This window comes from Terriglobales bacterium (assembly GCA_035561515.1).
Lineage (GTDB): Bacteria > Acidobacteriota > Terriglobia > Terriglobales > Acidobacteriaceae > DATMXP01.
In genome coordinates, this window is record DATMXP010000018.1 from 218,141 (window position 1) to 234,639 (window position 16,499).

Annotated in this window: 15 protein-coding genes; 12 read left to right on the forward strand and 3 right to left on the reverse strand. The window is 54.8% G+C overall.

The window, feature by feature from the left end; translation table 11 throughout:
• The 3 genes from VN577_07630 to VN577_07640 are packed head-to-tail and all read right to left on the reverse strand — an operon-like array spanning window position 1 to window position 4,496.
• The gene (locus VN577_07630; GenBank protein HWR14684.1) at window positions 1–1,458 is read right to left on the reverse strand and encodes a radical SAM protein; all 1,458 of its coding nucleotides are present in this window, start codon (window positions 1,456–1,458) and stop codon (window positions 1–3) included.
• A 24-nt stretch (window positions 1,459–1,482) separates the two neighbouring features.
• Window positions 1,483–2,982 carry a radical SAM protein gene (locus tag VN577_07635; protein ID HWR14685.1) on the reverse strand — a complete coding sequence of 500 codons (1,500 nt, stop codon included), beginning with the start codon at window positions 2,980–2,982 and terminating at the stop codon, window positions 1,483–1,485.
• Window positions 2,982–4,496 carry a radical SAM protein gene (locus VN577_07640; GenBank protein ID HWR14686.1) on the reverse strand — a complete coding sequence of 505 codons (1,515 nt, stop codon included), beginning with the start codon at window positions 4,494–4,496 and terminating at the stop codon, window positions 2,982–2,984. The genes VN577_07635 and VN577_07640 overlap by 1 nt, the downstream gene beginning before the upstream one ends.
• Window positions 4,497–4,617: 121 nt before the next feature.
• On the opposite strand from VN577_07640, the gene VN577_07645 reads away from it, so the two are divergent.
• The 12 genes from VN577_07645 (at window position 4,618) to VN577_07700 (ending at window position 16,420) form a co-directional block, all read left to right on the forward strand.
• Complete coding sequence (locus VN577_07645; protein HWR14687.1) at window positions 4,618–5,586, forward strand: hypothetical protein; 969 nt, start codon at window positions 4,618–4,620, stop codon at window positions 5,584–5,586.
• A gap of 125 nt (window positions 5,587–5,711) precedes the next feature.
• Window positions 5,712–5,993 carry a hypothetical protein gene (locus VN577_07650; GenBank protein ID HWR14688.1) on the forward strand — a complete coding sequence of 94 codons (282 nt, stop codon included), beginning with the start codon at window positions 5,712–5,714 and terminating at the stop codon, window positions 5,991–5,993.
• Between the two features lie 73 nt (window positions 5,994–6,066).
• Window positions 6,067–7,143: a hypothetical protein gene (locus tag VN577_07655; GenBank protein HWR14689.1), complete on the forward strand. Its 1,077-nt coding sequence runs from the start codon at window positions 6,067–6,069 to the stop codon at window positions 7,141–7,143.
• Window positions 7,140–7,454 carry a hypothetical protein gene (locus tag VN577_07660; protein HWR14690.1) on the forward strand — a complete coding sequence of 105 codons (315 nt, stop codon included), beginning with the start codon at window positions 7,140–7,142 and terminating at the stop codon, window positions 7,452–7,454. The genes VN577_07655 and VN577_07660 overlap by 4 nt, the downstream gene beginning before the upstream one ends.
• A 54-nt stretch (window positions 7,455–7,508) precedes the next feature.
• Complete coding sequence (locus VN577_07665) at window positions 7,509–7,829, forward strand: cupredoxin domain-containing protein (GenBank protein ID HWR14691.1); 321 nt, start codon at window positions 7,509–7,511, stop codon at window positions 7,827–7,829.
• Between the two features lie 2 nt (window positions 7,830–7,831).
• Window positions 7,832–8,359 (forward strand): cytochrome c, encoded by a 528-nt coding sequence (locus VN577_07670; protein ID HWR14692.1) that lies wholly within the window; start codon window positions 7,832–7,834, stop codon window positions 8,357–8,359.
• The gene (locus tag VN577_07675; protein HWR14693.1) at window positions 8,356–9,633 is read left to right on the forward strand and encodes a nucleotidyltransferase family protein; all 1,278 of its coding nucleotides are present in this window, start codon (window positions 8,356–8,358) and stop codon (window positions 9,631–9,633) included. Before VN577_07670 ends, VN577_07675 begins: the two co-directional genes overlap by 4 nt.
• A gap of 76 nt (window positions 9,634–9,709) precedes the next feature.
• Window positions 9,710–10,234, forward strand: coding sequence for a transcription termination/antitermination NusG family protein (locus tag VN577_07680; GenBank protein ID HWR14694.1), 525 nt, complete (start codon window positions 9,710–9,712; stop codon window positions 10,232–10,234).
• Window positions 10,235–10,274: 40 nt separating this feature from the next.
• On the forward strand, window positions 10,275–13,064 hold the full coding sequence (locus tag VN577_07685; protein HWR14695.1) for an SLBB domain-containing protein: 2,790 nt from the start codon (window positions 10,275–10,277) through the stop codon (window positions 13,062–13,064).
• Between the two features lie 214 nt (window positions 13,065–13,278).
• A complete protein-coding gene (locus VN577_07690; protein ID HWR14696.1) occupies window positions 13,279–14,352 on the forward strand; it encodes a GNVR domain-containing protein in 1,074 nt (357 codons plus the stop codon).
• Window positions 14,349–15,713: an oligosaccharide flippase family protein gene (locus VN577_07695; GenBank protein ID HWR14697.1), complete on the forward strand. Its 1,365-nt coding sequence runs from the start codon at window positions 14,349–14,351 to the stop codon at window positions 15,711–15,713. The genes VN577_07690 and VN577_07695 overlap by 4 nt, the downstream gene beginning before the upstream one ends.
• Window positions 15,714–15,739: 26 nt before the next feature.
• Window positions 15,740–16,420, forward strand: coding sequence for a DUF268 domain-containing protein (locus tag VN577_07700; protein ID HWR14698.1), 681 nt, complete (start codon window positions 15,740–15,742; stop codon window positions 16,418–16,420).
• The last annotated feature ends 79 nt before the right edge of the window (window positions 16,421–16,499 follow it).

Sequence of the window (16,499 nt, forward strand, 5' to 3'; positions counted from 1 at the left end):
TCATGCTCCCTTTCCGTTGAATGCAAGTTGCGCTAAAGGAACAATGGACGATCGTGCGGACGAGTGTGCCAGCGTTGCGTCTGAGTTACGGCTAAATGGCTCCATGCTTTCAACGGACTTCCATATGTCGGATACGGAAAGTCCGGTCGTAACGCCAGCGGTCCAGCTTTCGACTTCGGCATGAAGGGCGTCGCGAATGGCACGGTAGAACGAGTCCGTGTAAGCACCCTTGAATATGACGCAGAGGTCGTCGCTATCTCGCCAATTTCTCTTGTGGCCAAGTTCATCGCGAACGCGGTTATAGAAACCAGTGTTGGGCAACGGATAGGAGAGCGAAACGCCGATATCGTCGGGGCGCGTGCTTCGTACGAGCGATATCGTCTTTTGGATGTCTTCCCATTCTTCGCCGGGATATCCAAACTGCAGGAAGTAGCAGGCTCGGATATCGGCGCTCTTCAGGCGGTTTCGAGCGTCGATGATCTGTTGAACATGCAGACCCTTGTCCATGGCATCAAGCACCTTCTGAGAGCCGGATTCCACGCCCATCCAAACCTCGGAGCACCCTGCTCGCTTCAGATCGGCGACGGTTCGTTCACTCATGAGGTCTGCGCGAGATTGGATCTTGAAGGCGACCTGACATTCACGACTTTGTACCTCATTGGCAAATTCAGTGGTCCAAGTGTGGCTGAGCGCAAACACATCGTCCGCAAACCAGAAATGCTCCGCACTGCAATCGCGCTTCAGGCGTAACATTTCGTCGGCAACAGTGGCCGGCGCACGAAGCCGGAACTTATCGCCGGAGATTGGCTTGGCGCACCAATTGCAGCGATACGGGCAACCACGACTGCTGACCAAATTCAAGGAGAAATAGCCGTGAGCGGTTCTCCAGGCCTCCCGGTATGACTTGATATCAACAAGATCCCAGGCCGGTGAGGGAAGAGCGGTGAAATCGCCAACGTTGTGAGACACGCGGGTGGAAAGTATCGATGATTCCGCCTGAACTACTCCTGGGATAGCGCCAGCAGTGCCGCGCGAAAGCTTACGGCATAAGTCTGCAAGAGCGTATTCGGATTCCCCAAACAGCACATAGTCGACGCTGTGTTGAAGATAGTCTGCCGCGTGATCGGTAGCGTCAGAGCCGTGGCACACGACGACCGCACCGGCCTCCCGCGCAAGAGCAGCCATCTGCCACGCAAGTTCACGCATGCGGCTAAGGCACATCTTCGTGAGGAAGTTAAAGTCATCTTCATAGATGGCTACGATCTTGGGACGGCACGCACCCAGAACATCGGGGAACTCCGATACAGGATCACGCAGCATGGTGTCGAAAAGCGCGACGGATAGGCCCTTTTGGCGTAACACCGAGGCGGCGAATAGAGTCCCAAGAGGGGGATAGGGCTGCATCTTGCGCACCTGCTTACGGTCGTAGAGGAGGTGGTAAGAATGTGTAAGCAGCACGTCGATCAAGCATCACCTCGAAATTCAACAGACGTCTTGCGTGCGCAGTGTTTCGCCGGTCAACAGCGATCGGCGAGTCACGAGTTTCTCAGTAGAGCGCGCTATCCAAAGCTCCCAAGGAAAGGAAAATCGATTTGCGCGAAGCCTCCAGCGAACTGGCGCTGCCAGAAACTTTCGGGCGCTCCGCTGGAGAAGGGGGAAAGTCCTGGTGGCCTTACGTATCTGGTTGTTCAGCAGGAAGTACGCGAGAACGCGGCGTAATCGCGACAGATCCTCGCCGCGCAGCCAGGGCAGCACGTTCGTCCCGAGTGGCATATCAGCCCACTCGCGTAGCGACTGCGGTTCGTGCACGCCCAGTTCTCTCAGCTCAGGCCAGATTGGAATTCCGGGATACGGTGTGAAAATGTTCGGAGAAAAACTGACGTTCCAGAAATGTCCAGCAATGTCGCTCATAGTTCGGAACGTCTCGAGGCGATCGGATTCAGTTTCGCCGGGATATCCGAAGATCAGGTTGAACGTGACGTGAATACCGCCGAGCTCAGCCTTGCGCGCCGTCTCGTACATCTCGTCCACGCGTTGATGACGCTTGTTCATGAGCTTCAGAACGGGAGCGGATGTGGATTCAGTGCCGAAGCCCATGTGCGAAACGCCGCTCTTGCCAAGCAGGCGGGCGTCGTCGTCACTCATGCGGCAGAGAAAGTCCGTCGAAGCTTGAAAGGTCCACCGGAAGCGCACGCTGGAATCATGGATTCCCCTGGCAATTGCGATAGCGCGACGAACATCGACGGGGAAGTTGGAATCCAGAAGTGCGATTTCCTGAAGCCGGTAACGCTCTGCCAAGCCGATCATCTCTTCAACAACCCGTCCGGCAGACAGAGCGTTGAACCGTCGCTTGTAGAAGACCATGTCGGTGCAGTAGTTGCACGCATACGGACATCCCACGCTCGTGGCATAAGCAAGTTTGCGAATACCAGTGACACGCTCGTAAGCGTCTACCTGCGCGAGATCGAAAGCCGGAGTCGGGAGCGAATCCAGGAGTTCCACGCGACGCGAAGGGTTGTGGACGATCTCCGACCCAGACTTCCATGACAATCCGGCAATACCTGACGTCTCAGCGTGATCACGAAGTGCGGAAGCAAGCTCGACGAGAGTGATTTCGCCCTGTCCGCGAACGATGAAGTCTACGAATGGCTCGCGTAATGTCTGTTCAGGCAAAAGACTGGGATGCCATCCACCGAAGGCAATTGGAACATGCGGTAGATGTGACCTTAGCGAATTGGCAATTTCAATGGCGCCAAGAATCATCGGCCCGGTAAGGACTGAAATCCCAACGCATATGGCATCCTTTGCTTCTCGCAGACAGCTGGCTCTGTAGTTCGAATCTATGGCCGCATCGATAATCACGGGTTGGAAGCCGGCTTTTCGTAACGACGACGCGAGCGTAAGTAAGCAAAGAGGAGCGCTCAGCGGTGGGCCGTCGTATGGCGGATAGAACAAGACGACCTTGGGTGTTGAGCGCGTCATCAGCAGGCGGCCTCGGAAGTGCGTGGTTCAAGTCGCTTTGCATCCACTGCTGGCCTAAAGGAGGCGGTGCGCTGCTTAAGCTTGTTGTTGACCCATAATTCCACTGGCGCGGAGTAGAAATCGTGATCGAGACGCCAGCGGGCGGGAATGGAAATACATTTCTGAACCCGCCGAGTAAATCGATCGCGTGAATCGGCTGCAATCGGTATGCGGTCAAAGGCAATGCGTAGATAGTCCCGCATGACCTGCAGGCGGCGATGCTCTCGCCCGTTGAGCCAGGGCAAAACGGTATAACGGGGAAAGAAGTCGGCCCATCCTTCAAGAGTGCTGGGGACCTGGATGCCAAGCTCCGAAGCGTGTTCCATAATTGGCGATCCGGGATAGGGGGTGAAGATGTTCGTCCAGAACTCCGCGCCTGGGAACCGCCGGCAGACGTCCATCATGAAGTCCACGGTCTCGCGGCGTTCTTTCGAGCCTTCGCCTGGGTAGGCAAAGATGATGTTGAACGACGGTCGTATGTCCGCCTCTATACACCGAGACGCACTCTCGTAGATCGAGTCGAAGTCCTGGAACTCTTTATTCATCGCCCTGAGAATCTTTTCGGAGCCCGAATCGACGCCCTGGCAAATCTGGTGCAGTCCACTACGCCGGAGAAGACGCAGGTCTTCAAGGGAGAGCCGTGCCGTTAAATTGGTCGTTGCCTGAATGCTCCACTTAAAACGTGCACCCGCACGAACCAAGCCTTCGCCAATCAGCCGCGCACGATCGAGGTCAACGAGAAAATTGTCGTCAACGATCCAGAGCAACTCGAGGTTGTAACGAGAGGCGAGATCAACTGTTTCTTCAACGAACTGTTCTGGCGATAGCGCATTCCACTTGCGTCCATAGACTCCGGCATTCGTGCAATACGAGCAGTTAAAGGGACACGCCAAGCTAGAGATGTACATGGCCCAGCGACGCCCGCAACTCTTCTCGTAGGCATCGAAATCGGCCAGTTGGTAAGCTTTGGGAGGCAGACTGGCAATGGGTTTCAGCGGACGTTCCTGCGTGAACATCAGTTTGCCATCACGCTTGACGCCAATACCGCTGATGAGATCCATTGCGGAGCGACTTTCGATATGGCGCACCACCTCAAGCATCGCGTCTTCACCTTGGCCGCGCACGACAACGTCAATGAATGGAGCCTCAAGCGTTTGCCGCGGCAACAGAGACGGATGCCAGCCTCCGAGAACAATCGGGAAATCAGGGTTCCACTTCTTCACGGCGCTTGCGATCTCAACGGTGTCGCGAATCATCGGTCCCGTCACGAGTGAGATTCCGAGACATATAGCGTCTTTCACCTCTTCAAGGACTCGTTTCTGAAAATTCGGCGTGATGGTCGAATCGATAAGACAGACTTCGTATCCGGCCCGAAGCAGCGGAGTTGCAACCGCCAAAATCCCCAAGGGGGCTGTGGCTTCGGTGCTCGCGAATTGAGGGAAGAAGAAGACGACCTTTTTTGAACGCGCACCCACGTCGCGGAATATAGGCGTCCCGAGTGGGTCCGGTTGTCACTGATTTGTCACGGAATTGTCATTTTCTTGCGCGACCGTTTCGTTATGCCAAGTTTTCGATACGCTGTTGCCCTGGTGGCAGATGGAAACATTTGTGGTTGACGAAGCTGCTCTTGAGTTGCGGACATGGGTCTGCGTAGCCGGAGTTGCGGTTCGAGTATCGACGAATTCGGAAAGTGTTCTGCGAAGCTTTCGCACGAGGAAGTTCCTGCAACAGCCCGATGCAGCGTTCAGCATCAATGTGGCAGTTCGAACCGGCGCGAGGTCGAAATATGCGACGCCCTATTTTCGCGGCATGGCACACTTGGTGTTTATGGAGTTCGGTCCAGACGACGTGTTCGTTATCGATCTGCTGCGTCGTCGAATAGATGGGATTGTGAAGGAACAGCTGGCTACCGACATCAATTTCTGGAACAAGTTATTTGTGCCTATCTGCATGGGCGTGCTGGGGCCAACGGTCGGAGTGATACCGGTTCATTCTGCTTGTTTAATTCACAACAGCACTGGCCTGTTGCTGGCGGGACAGTCGGGGAGTGGAAAGTCCACTCTGGCGGTAGCATTGGCTCGTGAAGGATTAGGATTCATCTCGGATGACTGGACGTATGTTACACATGCCGCCGATGGCCTAGTAGCGCATGGCTTGCGAGCGCCGATCAAGCTACTACCTGGTAGTGATCGTTACTTTCCGGAATTGCGTGGACGGTCACCGGAGACTTCACTGAATGGCGAACTAGCATTTGAAGTCTGCAGCTGCGATCTGGGCTTTTCGTATGAGGACACGTGCTATCCGAAGCACATTGTGTTCGTGGAGCGAACGCCGGGGTCTAGTGTTGATCTCGAACCGCTAGAGCGCGAGCAAGTGCTCGCCTATTTCACATCGAGTATTGAGCGGCTTCCCGAGGAACTAATGGCGGTAGCGGAGACTCGCGAAACTATTCTTCGACGTGTTGCTGACCTCCCCGGATATGTATTCCGATACGGAGGATCCCCGCGAGACGGAGCTCGCGGCCTAATTGATCAATTAACCATCTGCAAGGAGGTGTTGCGGTGATCCAAACAACGCCCCTTTTTGATCCCCTCAGACGTTTCGTTGACTGTGAGCTTGTCAGTACCGTGAGAATTGGAACTACCGTCGTGAGAATACACACGAACTCGCCGGAGTTGACGAGCAATTTCATGGCGACGTTTACCGAAGTGAAATCAGAAGAAGCCGCATATCAATGTCGAATCGCAGTAGATTATGACGTGAATGCAGTCGAGAACCATGGGGCACGACTAATCACGACTGGCGGAATTTATGTGCGTCTTGGCAATGGATCATTCCTCTGTGAAGATTCTTCTCAGAAGCGGATCGTTGGTTTTCTCGCCCGAGGTACCGACATGCAGCGGGTCGTGCGTCACGTAATAGAACTCGTTTCCGGCGTAGCAAGCCTCACGATCATGTTTACACAAAAATGACAAAACAGTGACTCGACCGTGACATGCCGTTCGTCAACGGCTCGTAACATCGCGCATGTTTCCGAAAGACAACATGCGTTTCATCGAGACAACACGAATGTGGCCGACTCTGTTGTTGGCCTGCCTTTTTGTAGCGGGTTCGCTCGCGATAGCACAGGATTCGATTGTTATCTCCGGCGGCGCCGGCATGGTAGGAACAACAAGCTCGGGCTCAAAGTTCGTTCAGCCTATTCTTGCACCGGTTGCAGTGGTGCCAATCGGAGAGCGGGTTCTTATTGAGAGCCGAGGCGACATTCGCGAGTTCCTGTTTTGGCCTGCAAACGGATCGTACTCTCACCAGTTCTTCGGAAGTCTCGAATATCTGCAGGTCAGCGTTATCGCTAACTCTCATCTGACATTGACCGCGGGTAAATTCCTCACACCCTTCGGCGTATACAACGAGCGGCTGACGCCGATCTGGATCCGAAACTTCCAGGACGCACCAATCATTTTCCCGATAGGGACCCGAACCACCGGTTCGAGCAACGGGGCAATGATCAGAGGTAATGTGGTAGCGCGTCGAGATTGGCAAGTGGATTATGCCGGATACTTCTCGGCGTCAAGTAACGTGGAGCAATTCAAGGCGGGACGCAGTGCGGGGTTGCGTACTAGTTTGTTCCTTCCCAAGCCGGGTCTGGAAATCGGAGGGTCCTACGAACGATATCTGCAAGCGACTCTAACAGGAGATACGGTTACGCCCGGGGCTCTGGACGAAAACGATACAAACATCTTTGGAGCACATCTTTGGTGGCACCCCCCGCAGTCGGCATTTCATTTCAAAAGCGAGTTCGCACACTCACCATCAGGTCACGGTTATTGGATCGAAACGGCTTATCGTTTCGGTAAACCTGCGAGCACGGCATATTTCAGTGGTGTTGAACCGCTCTTCAGAATGCAGCAGTTCATCCGACGAGACCAGCGAGTGGGAGACTCTCTGCCCAGAGAGGGCGCACAGCAGGCGGACTTTGGCGTGAATTACTACATCACGCCCACGCTGCGAGTGAACGGTAGCTATTCGCGGCAGTTTACCCCGCTGGGAGACAGAAACATTTGGAACGTCGCCATTACATACCGATTCTTGGTGCCTATTCCATTGGGATCAAAGAAATGAAAAGCAATGTCGCAATATTCGTACTGCTTTTGGGTGCCATCGCGTTCGCGGTGATGGTGTCGGCCCAAGACTCGACCGTGGGCGGCAAAACTACCAGCACTTCGGCGCCGAATGGCTCTGCACGGCAAAAGCAAGCGCCAGACGCGGCAGACGAAGGAGAGCGGCTCTTCCATGTGCACTGTAGTCGGTGTCACGACGCACCCCAGCAACTGTCTCCGCGTGCCGCGGCGACTGTGCTGAAGCACATGCGCGTGAGGGCATCCTTGAGCCAGGAAACAGAAAAGTTGATTTTGGATTACATCCGACCATAAGGATCGATAAAGGTGATGGGGAAACGGCCATACGTTAAAAGAATCTTTGCAGTAATGGTATTGATCGCATTGATGAACTCGGGACTCGCTGCCGCAGAGGCACGGAAAATTGAGATCACCGCGAAAAGGTTTGAATACTCTCCGGCGGAAATCACTATTAAGCGGGGTGAGACGGTGACCCTGGTTGTCCGCAGCCTCGACGTTGCACATGGACTCAAGTTCAAAGAGCTCGAAGCGCAGACAGAGATCCCTAAGGGAAGAACAGCGGAACTGACACTAACGCCGACCCAGGCGGGCACGTTCGTCGGACAATGCAGTCATTTTTGCGGGTCGGGTCATGGCCAAATGAAGTTGACGCTTCACGTTACGGATTAACAGTGTTTCGCATTCTACAACTCGCGTTCCTTATTTTGCTGGTGGTGGTGGCGGTCGCATGCCGCGCATCAGCGCCGGGAAAGGTCGAGACCGCCTTGATGACACGGGCGAAACGCTTGCTGTTTGTTGGCAACAAGGACGCCAGGAATCCGCTGCAGGCGAACCCGCAAACAATCGAGTCCGGCAAGGAGGCATTTTCCAGCTATTGCATGGTGTGTCATGGATTGGATGGCCAGAACACTGGAGTTCCTTTCGCGGACCGAATGTCCCCGCCAGTGCCTAACCTCACTTCCAAGGAAGTGCAGTCATACACAGACGGTCAACTCAAGTGGATCATCGAAAACGGACTCTCACCGTCAGGAATGCCGGCGTCCAAAGGGATCCTAAATGACGACGAGATCTGGTCGATAGTAGCCTACATCCGTAATCTGCCGAAGCCTGGAAGCCTGGGAGAGCCCTGCATCTATACCGGTGAATGTTCCCAGCCCGAGCCCGGCCAAGTTCAACCGCAGAAAGCCGGTGCGCAGTGAATCATCAGCTTGCGGCGGGGATTCTCAACGTATTCCGGGACGATGCTTTTTGCGATCCAGCGCCCTTGCGTCAATTCCCGGCGCGAGAGTGGTCGCGCACGGAATTCTGGCTCGATGCAAGTGGGCTGGCGCTCTATTTTCTGAATCGTCTTGAGAACCTTCATGCGACCTCATGCATTCCTCCTCAAGTGCTGAACAAACTTGAGAGTAAGCGTAAGGGAAGTGCCAAGCGAGCGGCTGTACAACTGCAGGAACTGGAAAGTCTGACTAATCTCCTGCAGGAGCGTGCGATCCCATTTGTAGTGATGAAGGGCTTTACGCTCATTCCTGACTACTGTCCGGATGCAACTCTTCGTTATCAACTCGATCTCGATTTCCTGGTCCCTGAGATTGACGCGCAAATCTGCAGACACGCACTTCGACGTCTTAGATTCGAGCTTACCGACCACACTACGGAGGTCTGGCAGTTCAAGCGAGGTTCCAGTCGGCTTCCAGGTCTGCCGGACCTTTATCGGCCTCAACGGCAATCGACGGTGGAGCTGCACTTCAGTGTGCGTGGAGCATACGGGCCTGAGATCACGCCGTACTTGATTGACAGAACCGTACTTCGTTCCGTTAAAGGTTTCGTCATACCATCCCTCAGCGATGTAGACCTATTCATTGCGCAAGCGGCTCATTTATTCGGACACATTCGCAGTGAATGGACTCGAGCGTCCTGGCTGCTGGAGTTCAGAAATTTCGTAGCCGGCCGTCGGAATGACGAGGATTTGTGGAGCCGTGTCACAACCGCCGTGGCAGATCGTGATGACTTGAGGACCGCGGTAGGCTGTGCTCTCGAAGCGGCGACAAGAGCGTGGGGAGAGTTCGCACCGCCTGAATTGACGGAATGGTTCTGCCGATACCTGAACCCCGGAGTTCGCCGCTGGTGTGAAGACTATACGCCGCACATCTTGCATGCCGAGTTTCCTGGAACGAAGTTCTATCTGATTCTTGAGCGTGAACTAGGCCAAGACACGGGTGCGTGGAAGCGTCTCCGCCGCGCAAAGCTACTGCCGCTGCGTAAACCGCCAAAAGTAATCCCGCAAGGGGCAGCATTCGGCAAAGAGTCGGCCTCTGCAAGGACACTCGCGGAATTAAGGTACGTACTGTTCAGAGCCCGGTTTCATATCCAACAGGGAATCCGGACGGCATGGCACTTGCGGAAATGGCAGGCGAAGCGCCCAAGTGTTCAGGTTAATCGATGTTTGAGCGAGTCCATCAAAGTAGCTGATTAGTTAAGGGTCATGTTGTTGTTGAACAACCCGGTCCTATGGGCAGGTCACAAGTACCTAAGTGACAGGGCGAAGCTATATGGCAGAAGTCGATAATGCGCCGGCAGTGCGATCCGATTGGCTGGCTGTGCAAACGCGCCCTCGGCACGAGAAGCTAGTTGCGGAAAAATTGCGAATGAAGTCGCTCTCTTCCTATCTGCCACTTCGGCGGTGTCGTCACCGATGGAAGAACGGGGTAACCGCTGATGTTGAACTGCCCTTCTTCCCAGGGTACGTTTTCGCTCAACTCGGTCCCGAGGATCGTCTTCGGGTGCTGCAGACGCCCGGTGTACTCGGTTTTGCAGCTTCACTGCATCGTCCGACGCCAATCTCGAATGCCGAGATTATGAGGCTAAGAACCGCCATCGAAGAATTCAGGGCTGAGCCGCACGTCTTCCTGAATATCGGCGATCGGGCGAGAATTGTCGCGGGCCCATTGTTTGGAATGGAAGGCGTTCTTGTCCGACGTAAGGCCGGAGTCGGAGTCGTCCTAAACATCGAGTTGATCATGCGCTCCATCGTCGTGGAAGTTAGTGCAACAGACATTGAACCAATCCTTCCTTAAGTTGCTGAACCACACGCAGTCAAAGCAAGTGAGGCACGCCATGAAACGCGCCAACTTCGTTCACATAGTTGTAGTTTGCATCCTGATCGCATCTTTTGGCTGGGCACAATCCGACTCACAGAAAGACAAGCCGCTGGGCTCAAATGAAGACCGAGTCCAAAGGCTCACTCTTTCTGCTACGAGAATCATCGAAGTACTCAACGAGCGCCCAGACGTGTTGGTAGAACTGAAGGCTCTGGCAGCAGAGAAGTTCGCCAAGCAAGGCGTGAACATTCAAGTGGCGGACATCACGGACGAAGAGTTGTTCAGACGGATCGGCTCGGACTCGACGCTACGTTCTACTATCTCCACATGGCTGGCGGCCCGTGGCTATGTTTCTAAGGCTGAGTTACAACCACTATCAGATGATCTGGCGACGACTGACGTTCCCAGGGCACGCACCGCACCAAGCGAGTTCATTCGTTCCGAGCGATTGCAGTCGGATGCGCCAGATAGTGAGCCCCTTTCAGCTGATGATGTACCACGACCTACCCCGGCTCAACGTGCGATCAAGCTGAGTTCAAAGATCAAAGAGCCAAGAGCCCAGCGTGAGTCAGACTTAGAACCCCAGGTTCTCCGACGCGAGAGTCCTTACAACCTGATTGCGTTGCGCGACCTATATACGCAGATTCCGGAGCAACATGCGAAACTCCGGAGGTTTGGATCCGAGCTCTTCCTGCGCGATACTTTCCAACCGTCAACCTCAATGGATCTTCCGGCAGGGCCTGATTACGTCCTGGGTCCGGGCGATTCAATCGCGATCAGCATCTGGGGCGGCGTTTCGCAAACTATCGCTAGAACAGTTGATCGCGAAGGAAAGCTGACGCTCCCGGAAGCCGGTCCCGTGGATGTGGTGGGAGTGACCCTGCAATCGGCTGAAAAACTGATTCAACAGAAACTAGAACCGCAATTTCGTAACGCGCGTGTGAGCGTGTCGCTTGCTCGGGTGAAGTCCGTGCGGGTGTATGTCGTTGGCGATGTGCAGCGTCCAGGAGCCTACGACGTTAGCTCCCTTTCCACTCCGCTGAACGCGCTGTTTGCTGCGGGCGGTCCGACGGCAGTGGGCTCGCTGCGAGTCGTTCGCCATATGCGTGGAGATCGGCTTATCAAGGAAATTGATCTTTATGATCTCACGATACGTGGTGTCCGGGGTGACGTGGCGAGACTCGAGGCCGGAGACACAATCCTAGTTCCGCCAGCGGGAATGCAGGTGACGATATCGGGGATGGTGAAGAGGCCTGCGATTTATGAGATTAGAGACAAGGACCGATCGCTGGATCAAATAGTCGACCTTGCAGGTGGCTTGCGAGTCGGGGCTTCACTGCAGGACATTCGCATCGAGCGAATCGAAGCGTCGGAACGTCGTGTGAACCTCAGCCTTACGGTTCCACCAAATGCAGATCCAATCGCGATGCGTCAAACGTTAGGCAATTTCATGGCGCAGGACGGCGACATCATCTCCATTGCGCCGGTGCTCGCATACAGTGAGAGAACGATCTATTTGGACGGTCATGTCTTCCGTCCTGGCAGGCAATCATTTCGCGACGGTATGAGCATCAACGATGTCATCCGGTCCTATCAAGACCTCTTACCCGAACCTTCGGACCATGCAGAGATTGTCCGACTCGTTCCTCCCGACTTCCATCCCACCACGATCCAGTTCAGCCTGCGCGACGCGATGATAGGAAATGAATCAATTGAACTTCAGCCGTTCGATACCATCCGCATCTTCGGGCGTTATGAAGTTGACGCCCCGAAAGTGGCAGTGCGCGGCGAGGTAGTTCGTCCTGGAGAATATCCGATGGTAAGGGGCATGACAGCCGCAGCCCTCATCCGCGCCGCCGGCGGTTTCAAGCGAAGTGCCCTGAGAGAGAAGGCGGACATCGCGAGCTATGACCTGAAGGATGACAGAAAGGTGGCTGTCCGGCATGTGCCTTTCGCTGTGGGACGCGCTCTTGAAAACTCCGATGCGGATATTCCGCTAAAGCCTGGTGACATCGTCACGATTTACCAGATCGCAGGCTGGAGCGAGATTGGAGCGTCGATAACGCTGAATGGCGAAGTGCAATACCCGGGTTCTTACGGCATACAAGACGGTGAACGGTTGAGTTCCGTGATCCACCGTGCCGGGGGCTTTCGTACAGCTGCCTATCCTACCGGTGCCGTACTCCAGCGGGTGCAGGTTCGTGAATTGCAGGAAAGAGGGAAGTTGGAACTCATCCGGCAAATTGAGGCGGCGTCAGCCAGCGCGAAGCCGCTTCCAACGACGTCGCTTCAGGAGCAGGCAGGCCAGCTTCAACTCATCAGTCAACAACAGGAGCAGGTTCTCCAAAAGCTGCGAAGCCAGCCCGCCAGCGGACGCCTTGTTATCAACATCACAAGAGATGTCACATCTTGGGAAAATACACCTGCCGATGTGGAACTCCGCCCTGGCGACGACATAACCATTCCGAAGCGTCCTACGTTCGTCTTGATAAGCGGACAAGTAAGCAATCCTTCAGCCGTCACGTATTCGCCCGGAAAGAACGCGAAGTGGTACTTGCACCAGGCTGGCGGAGCAACCGAGCTAGCCCATAAGAAACAGATTTTCGTTGTGCGTGCAAACGGCACGGTACTCGCCAGAAATTCAGGATCAGACGTCGATGTGCTCGGCTATCGCATGGAACCAGGAGACGTGCTTGTTGTCCCGCAACGCATTCTGGGCGGGTCCACTGTCTGGCAGAGTCTGCTGAACACCGCCCAGTTCCTGTCGTCCGTTTCGATCACGGCCCGAATCGCTTCGTCCCTCTAGAATGTCGTCCTCACAATCAACAGCGCCCACTCGAGAAACCATTCATGTCACCACGCTGTTAGAGCGAGCCCAAAGCCGCGCGGCCTGGGTCGATAGAGTATTGCTGTTATGGGACAACCGAGGACTACTAGTCCGAGCGCTCGTCATCGCTATGGCGGGGAGCACGTTATTAGCATTCTTAATACCAAAGCAATACGAATCGAAGGTCCGCCTTATGCCTCCGGAGCAGCAAGCGGGGACCGCGGCCATGCTCGCCGCGCTCTCGTCACGTGCGGTACCCAGTGGGATGGGAGCGCTAGCGGGGACGCTACTTGGAATTCGGAATACTGGGGCAGTATTTGTCGATCTCCTACAGAGCGACACGGTTCGAGAGCACATAATCGAACGTTTCGACCTTCAGCGCGTGTACGGGAAACGCTACCGGGAAGACGCGCTCAAGAAGCTGTCAAGGCGAACTGACATCGACGAGGACCGGAAGAGTGGTGTCATTCGCGTAATCGTCACTGATACCGACCGCGCAAGGGCGCAGCAGATGGCGCGAGCGTATGTCGAGGAGTTGGACAAGCTTGTTGCGACCGTCAACACCTCGGTCGCGCGACGAGAGCGGGAGTTTATCGAGCAAAGGCTCGCGAATGTACGGGAAGAGCTATCGCGATCGCAACAGGAGTTGAGCCAATTCTCGAGTAAGAACTCCACTCTCGATATCAAGGAACAGACGCGTGCAATGGTGGAAGCCGGCGCAAAACTGCAGGGTGAGTTGATTGTCGCCAAGTCGGAACTGCAATCATTGCAGCAATTTTACGGGGATGCGAACGTGCGCGTACGAGCAGTGCGGGCACGTGTAGCTGAACTTCAAAGGCAGTTGGAAAAGCTTGGCGGGAATGCTGAGGCTGAGCAGGGAGTTCCCGCAGGCGCGCTGTATCCGCCTCTAAGACAATTGCCGGCACTGGGCGTCAAATGGGCAGATCTCTATAGGAATGTTCGCGTTCAGGAAACTGTTTTTGAACTTCTTACGCAGCAGTACGAACTAGCGCGGATCGAGGAGGCAAAAGCGATTCCGGTGGTTCGCGTCGTCGATCCACCCAGTTGGCCGGAGAAGAAATCGTTTCCACCACGCCTCCTGATCATTCTGCTGAGTTCGATATCGAGTGTAGTGGTCACCGGCACTCTGCTAATCGCACGACGTCAGTACAGCAACATGAGCCTGGAAGATCCCAGAAAGCTGATGGGAATCTATCTTTGGTCGGGCCTGAAATCCGATTTGCAGAGGATTCGCATTCGCCGATGAGAGTCAGAATCAGGGAAGTGATCGCGACGAATGGGATACGGGATGGCGTTGCGAATGGCGCGTACGGAGTCGCCGATTATCTTTCACAGCCTTTGATCATGTTTTGGGCAGCTCCCTTTTTGTTGCATACACTCGGAGCCGCGCAATACGGACTGTGGATGTTGATCATGGCTATCGTAGGAAGCGCGGGAGCGATATCCGCTGGATTCGGAACCGCTGCGATTAAATATGTTGCAACCTATAAGGGACGGGAGGACTGGGAGAAAGTTGTCGGTTCCATACGCTGTTCGCTCACTTTGAACCTGCTGTTTGGCTGTGTGTTGGGGCTCGTCATCATTGCGGTAGCACCGGTTTCAGTTCGGTATCTCTTCCGAATTGATTCAACGTTGTCGACGCATGCGGTCGCCGGACTTCGCTTAGGCGGAATTGTTGTATTGGTCAGATCGCTCGAGTGCGTATTTGCCGCCAGTCTACGAGCGTATCAACGGTACGACGTTGCCGTGCGAATTAGCGTAATCTCGCGCACCGTGGTTGTACTCGCTTCTGTTCTTCTGGCTGGCTTGGGTTTCACCATCGTTTCCATGATGGCCGTTTCGATCATCGTTGGTGTTGTTTCACTGGCGGTCCACATGTGTGCTGCCCGAGGCGCAATCAGCGGATTGACAGTCCTCCCGTCTTTCGATCGGAAACTCTTGCGCGAGCAGTGGCACTTCGGGGCATACAGTTGGCTACAGGTAGTGACAGGGATTGCGTTCAATTACGGCGACCGTATGGTAATAGCGGGATTTCTCGGAATTGAGCACCTGGCTTTGTATAGCATCTGCGTGCAGATCGCACAGCCTATTCACGGAATACTCGCTTCGGGCCTGAACGTCGTATTTCCCTGGGCAAGTTCCAATCTTGCTTCGAAGACAGGCGACAAGCAACTGTCCACCTTAAGGTCTCTTGTAATTCTCAATTTCGCCGCAAGCGCGGTACTTACGACGGCCCTGCTCATCATCAGTAAGCCACTGCTGGTGTTCTGGATGGGCAAGACATTTGCTGACCAAGCATGGACCGCCCTGTGTGTTGTGTCTGTCGGATTTGGCCTTGTGTCGGTGAATATCGCACCGCACTACATCCTGCTCGCTAGTGGCCAGGTTCGCTATCTCACCCTGCTGAACCTTGCAGCTACCGTGATCGCGATGTTGGCCACCCTTATTTGCGTTCCAATTGTTGGGCTCCTAGGAGCGCCGATCGGACGACTCTTCTACGGCCCAGTCACCTGGACCATGTTCAGTCGTCTGGGCCGCGTGTTCTCGAACGAATCGCGACCATCACAGAGCCCGCTGATTTCAAGTTCAGCCATTTCTCAGGTATGACATTCGCTACCTCATTAGGACGAACTATGGGTCAGCTTGCTCATGGCCTTGATCAGAGGTTCGGAGTTCGTGCGTGGCTCAGAGGAGAGCCTCGTCCACCGCGGGGTGGCTTCGACTTAGAAGGGGAGAAGATTCTCGACTGGGGTTGGATCTGCGTCAACCTGCCGGAAGGGCCGAAACGAGCATTGGAGATCGGATGCGGTGAGTCGCCGGTTATACCAGCGATGCTGGCCCGCGGCTATGATGTTACGGCAGTCGACTTCGATGCACGCATCGCTCGCGAAATTAGCGGGTTCACGTTTATACGTGGGGACTTCAACCAGGTTGGATTGGTACCGGGCTTCGACGTTGTGGTGGCTTGTTCAGCAATCGAGCACTTTGGTTTATCCGGCAGGTACCGATCAGATGAAGACACTAACGCGGACCTCCGGGCCATGAAGAAAGTGCGGTCGCTACTTTCCAAGGATGGCATCGTTTTTCTGACGATTCCGATCGGACTGGATGCGATCCATGCACCTTGGCACCGAGTCTACGGTTCGGAGAGGCTGCCCATGCTGCTGGAAGGCCTCGTGATTGTGCGTTCGCGATTCCTTCTAAAGAACCCTCACGGCCCCTGGTACGAGACTACGCTGCACAACGCGTTCAACCATCCGGTGATGCTGCAACGTTATGCCTTGGGCGAGTTCGTCTTGAGCCGACAATCTTAGTGGGACATCCTTCTAGTATCAGCTGGCCAGAGGAGATCTACTTCCTTCTCCTGTTTACAGGTCCACCAAAGTTTCGGAT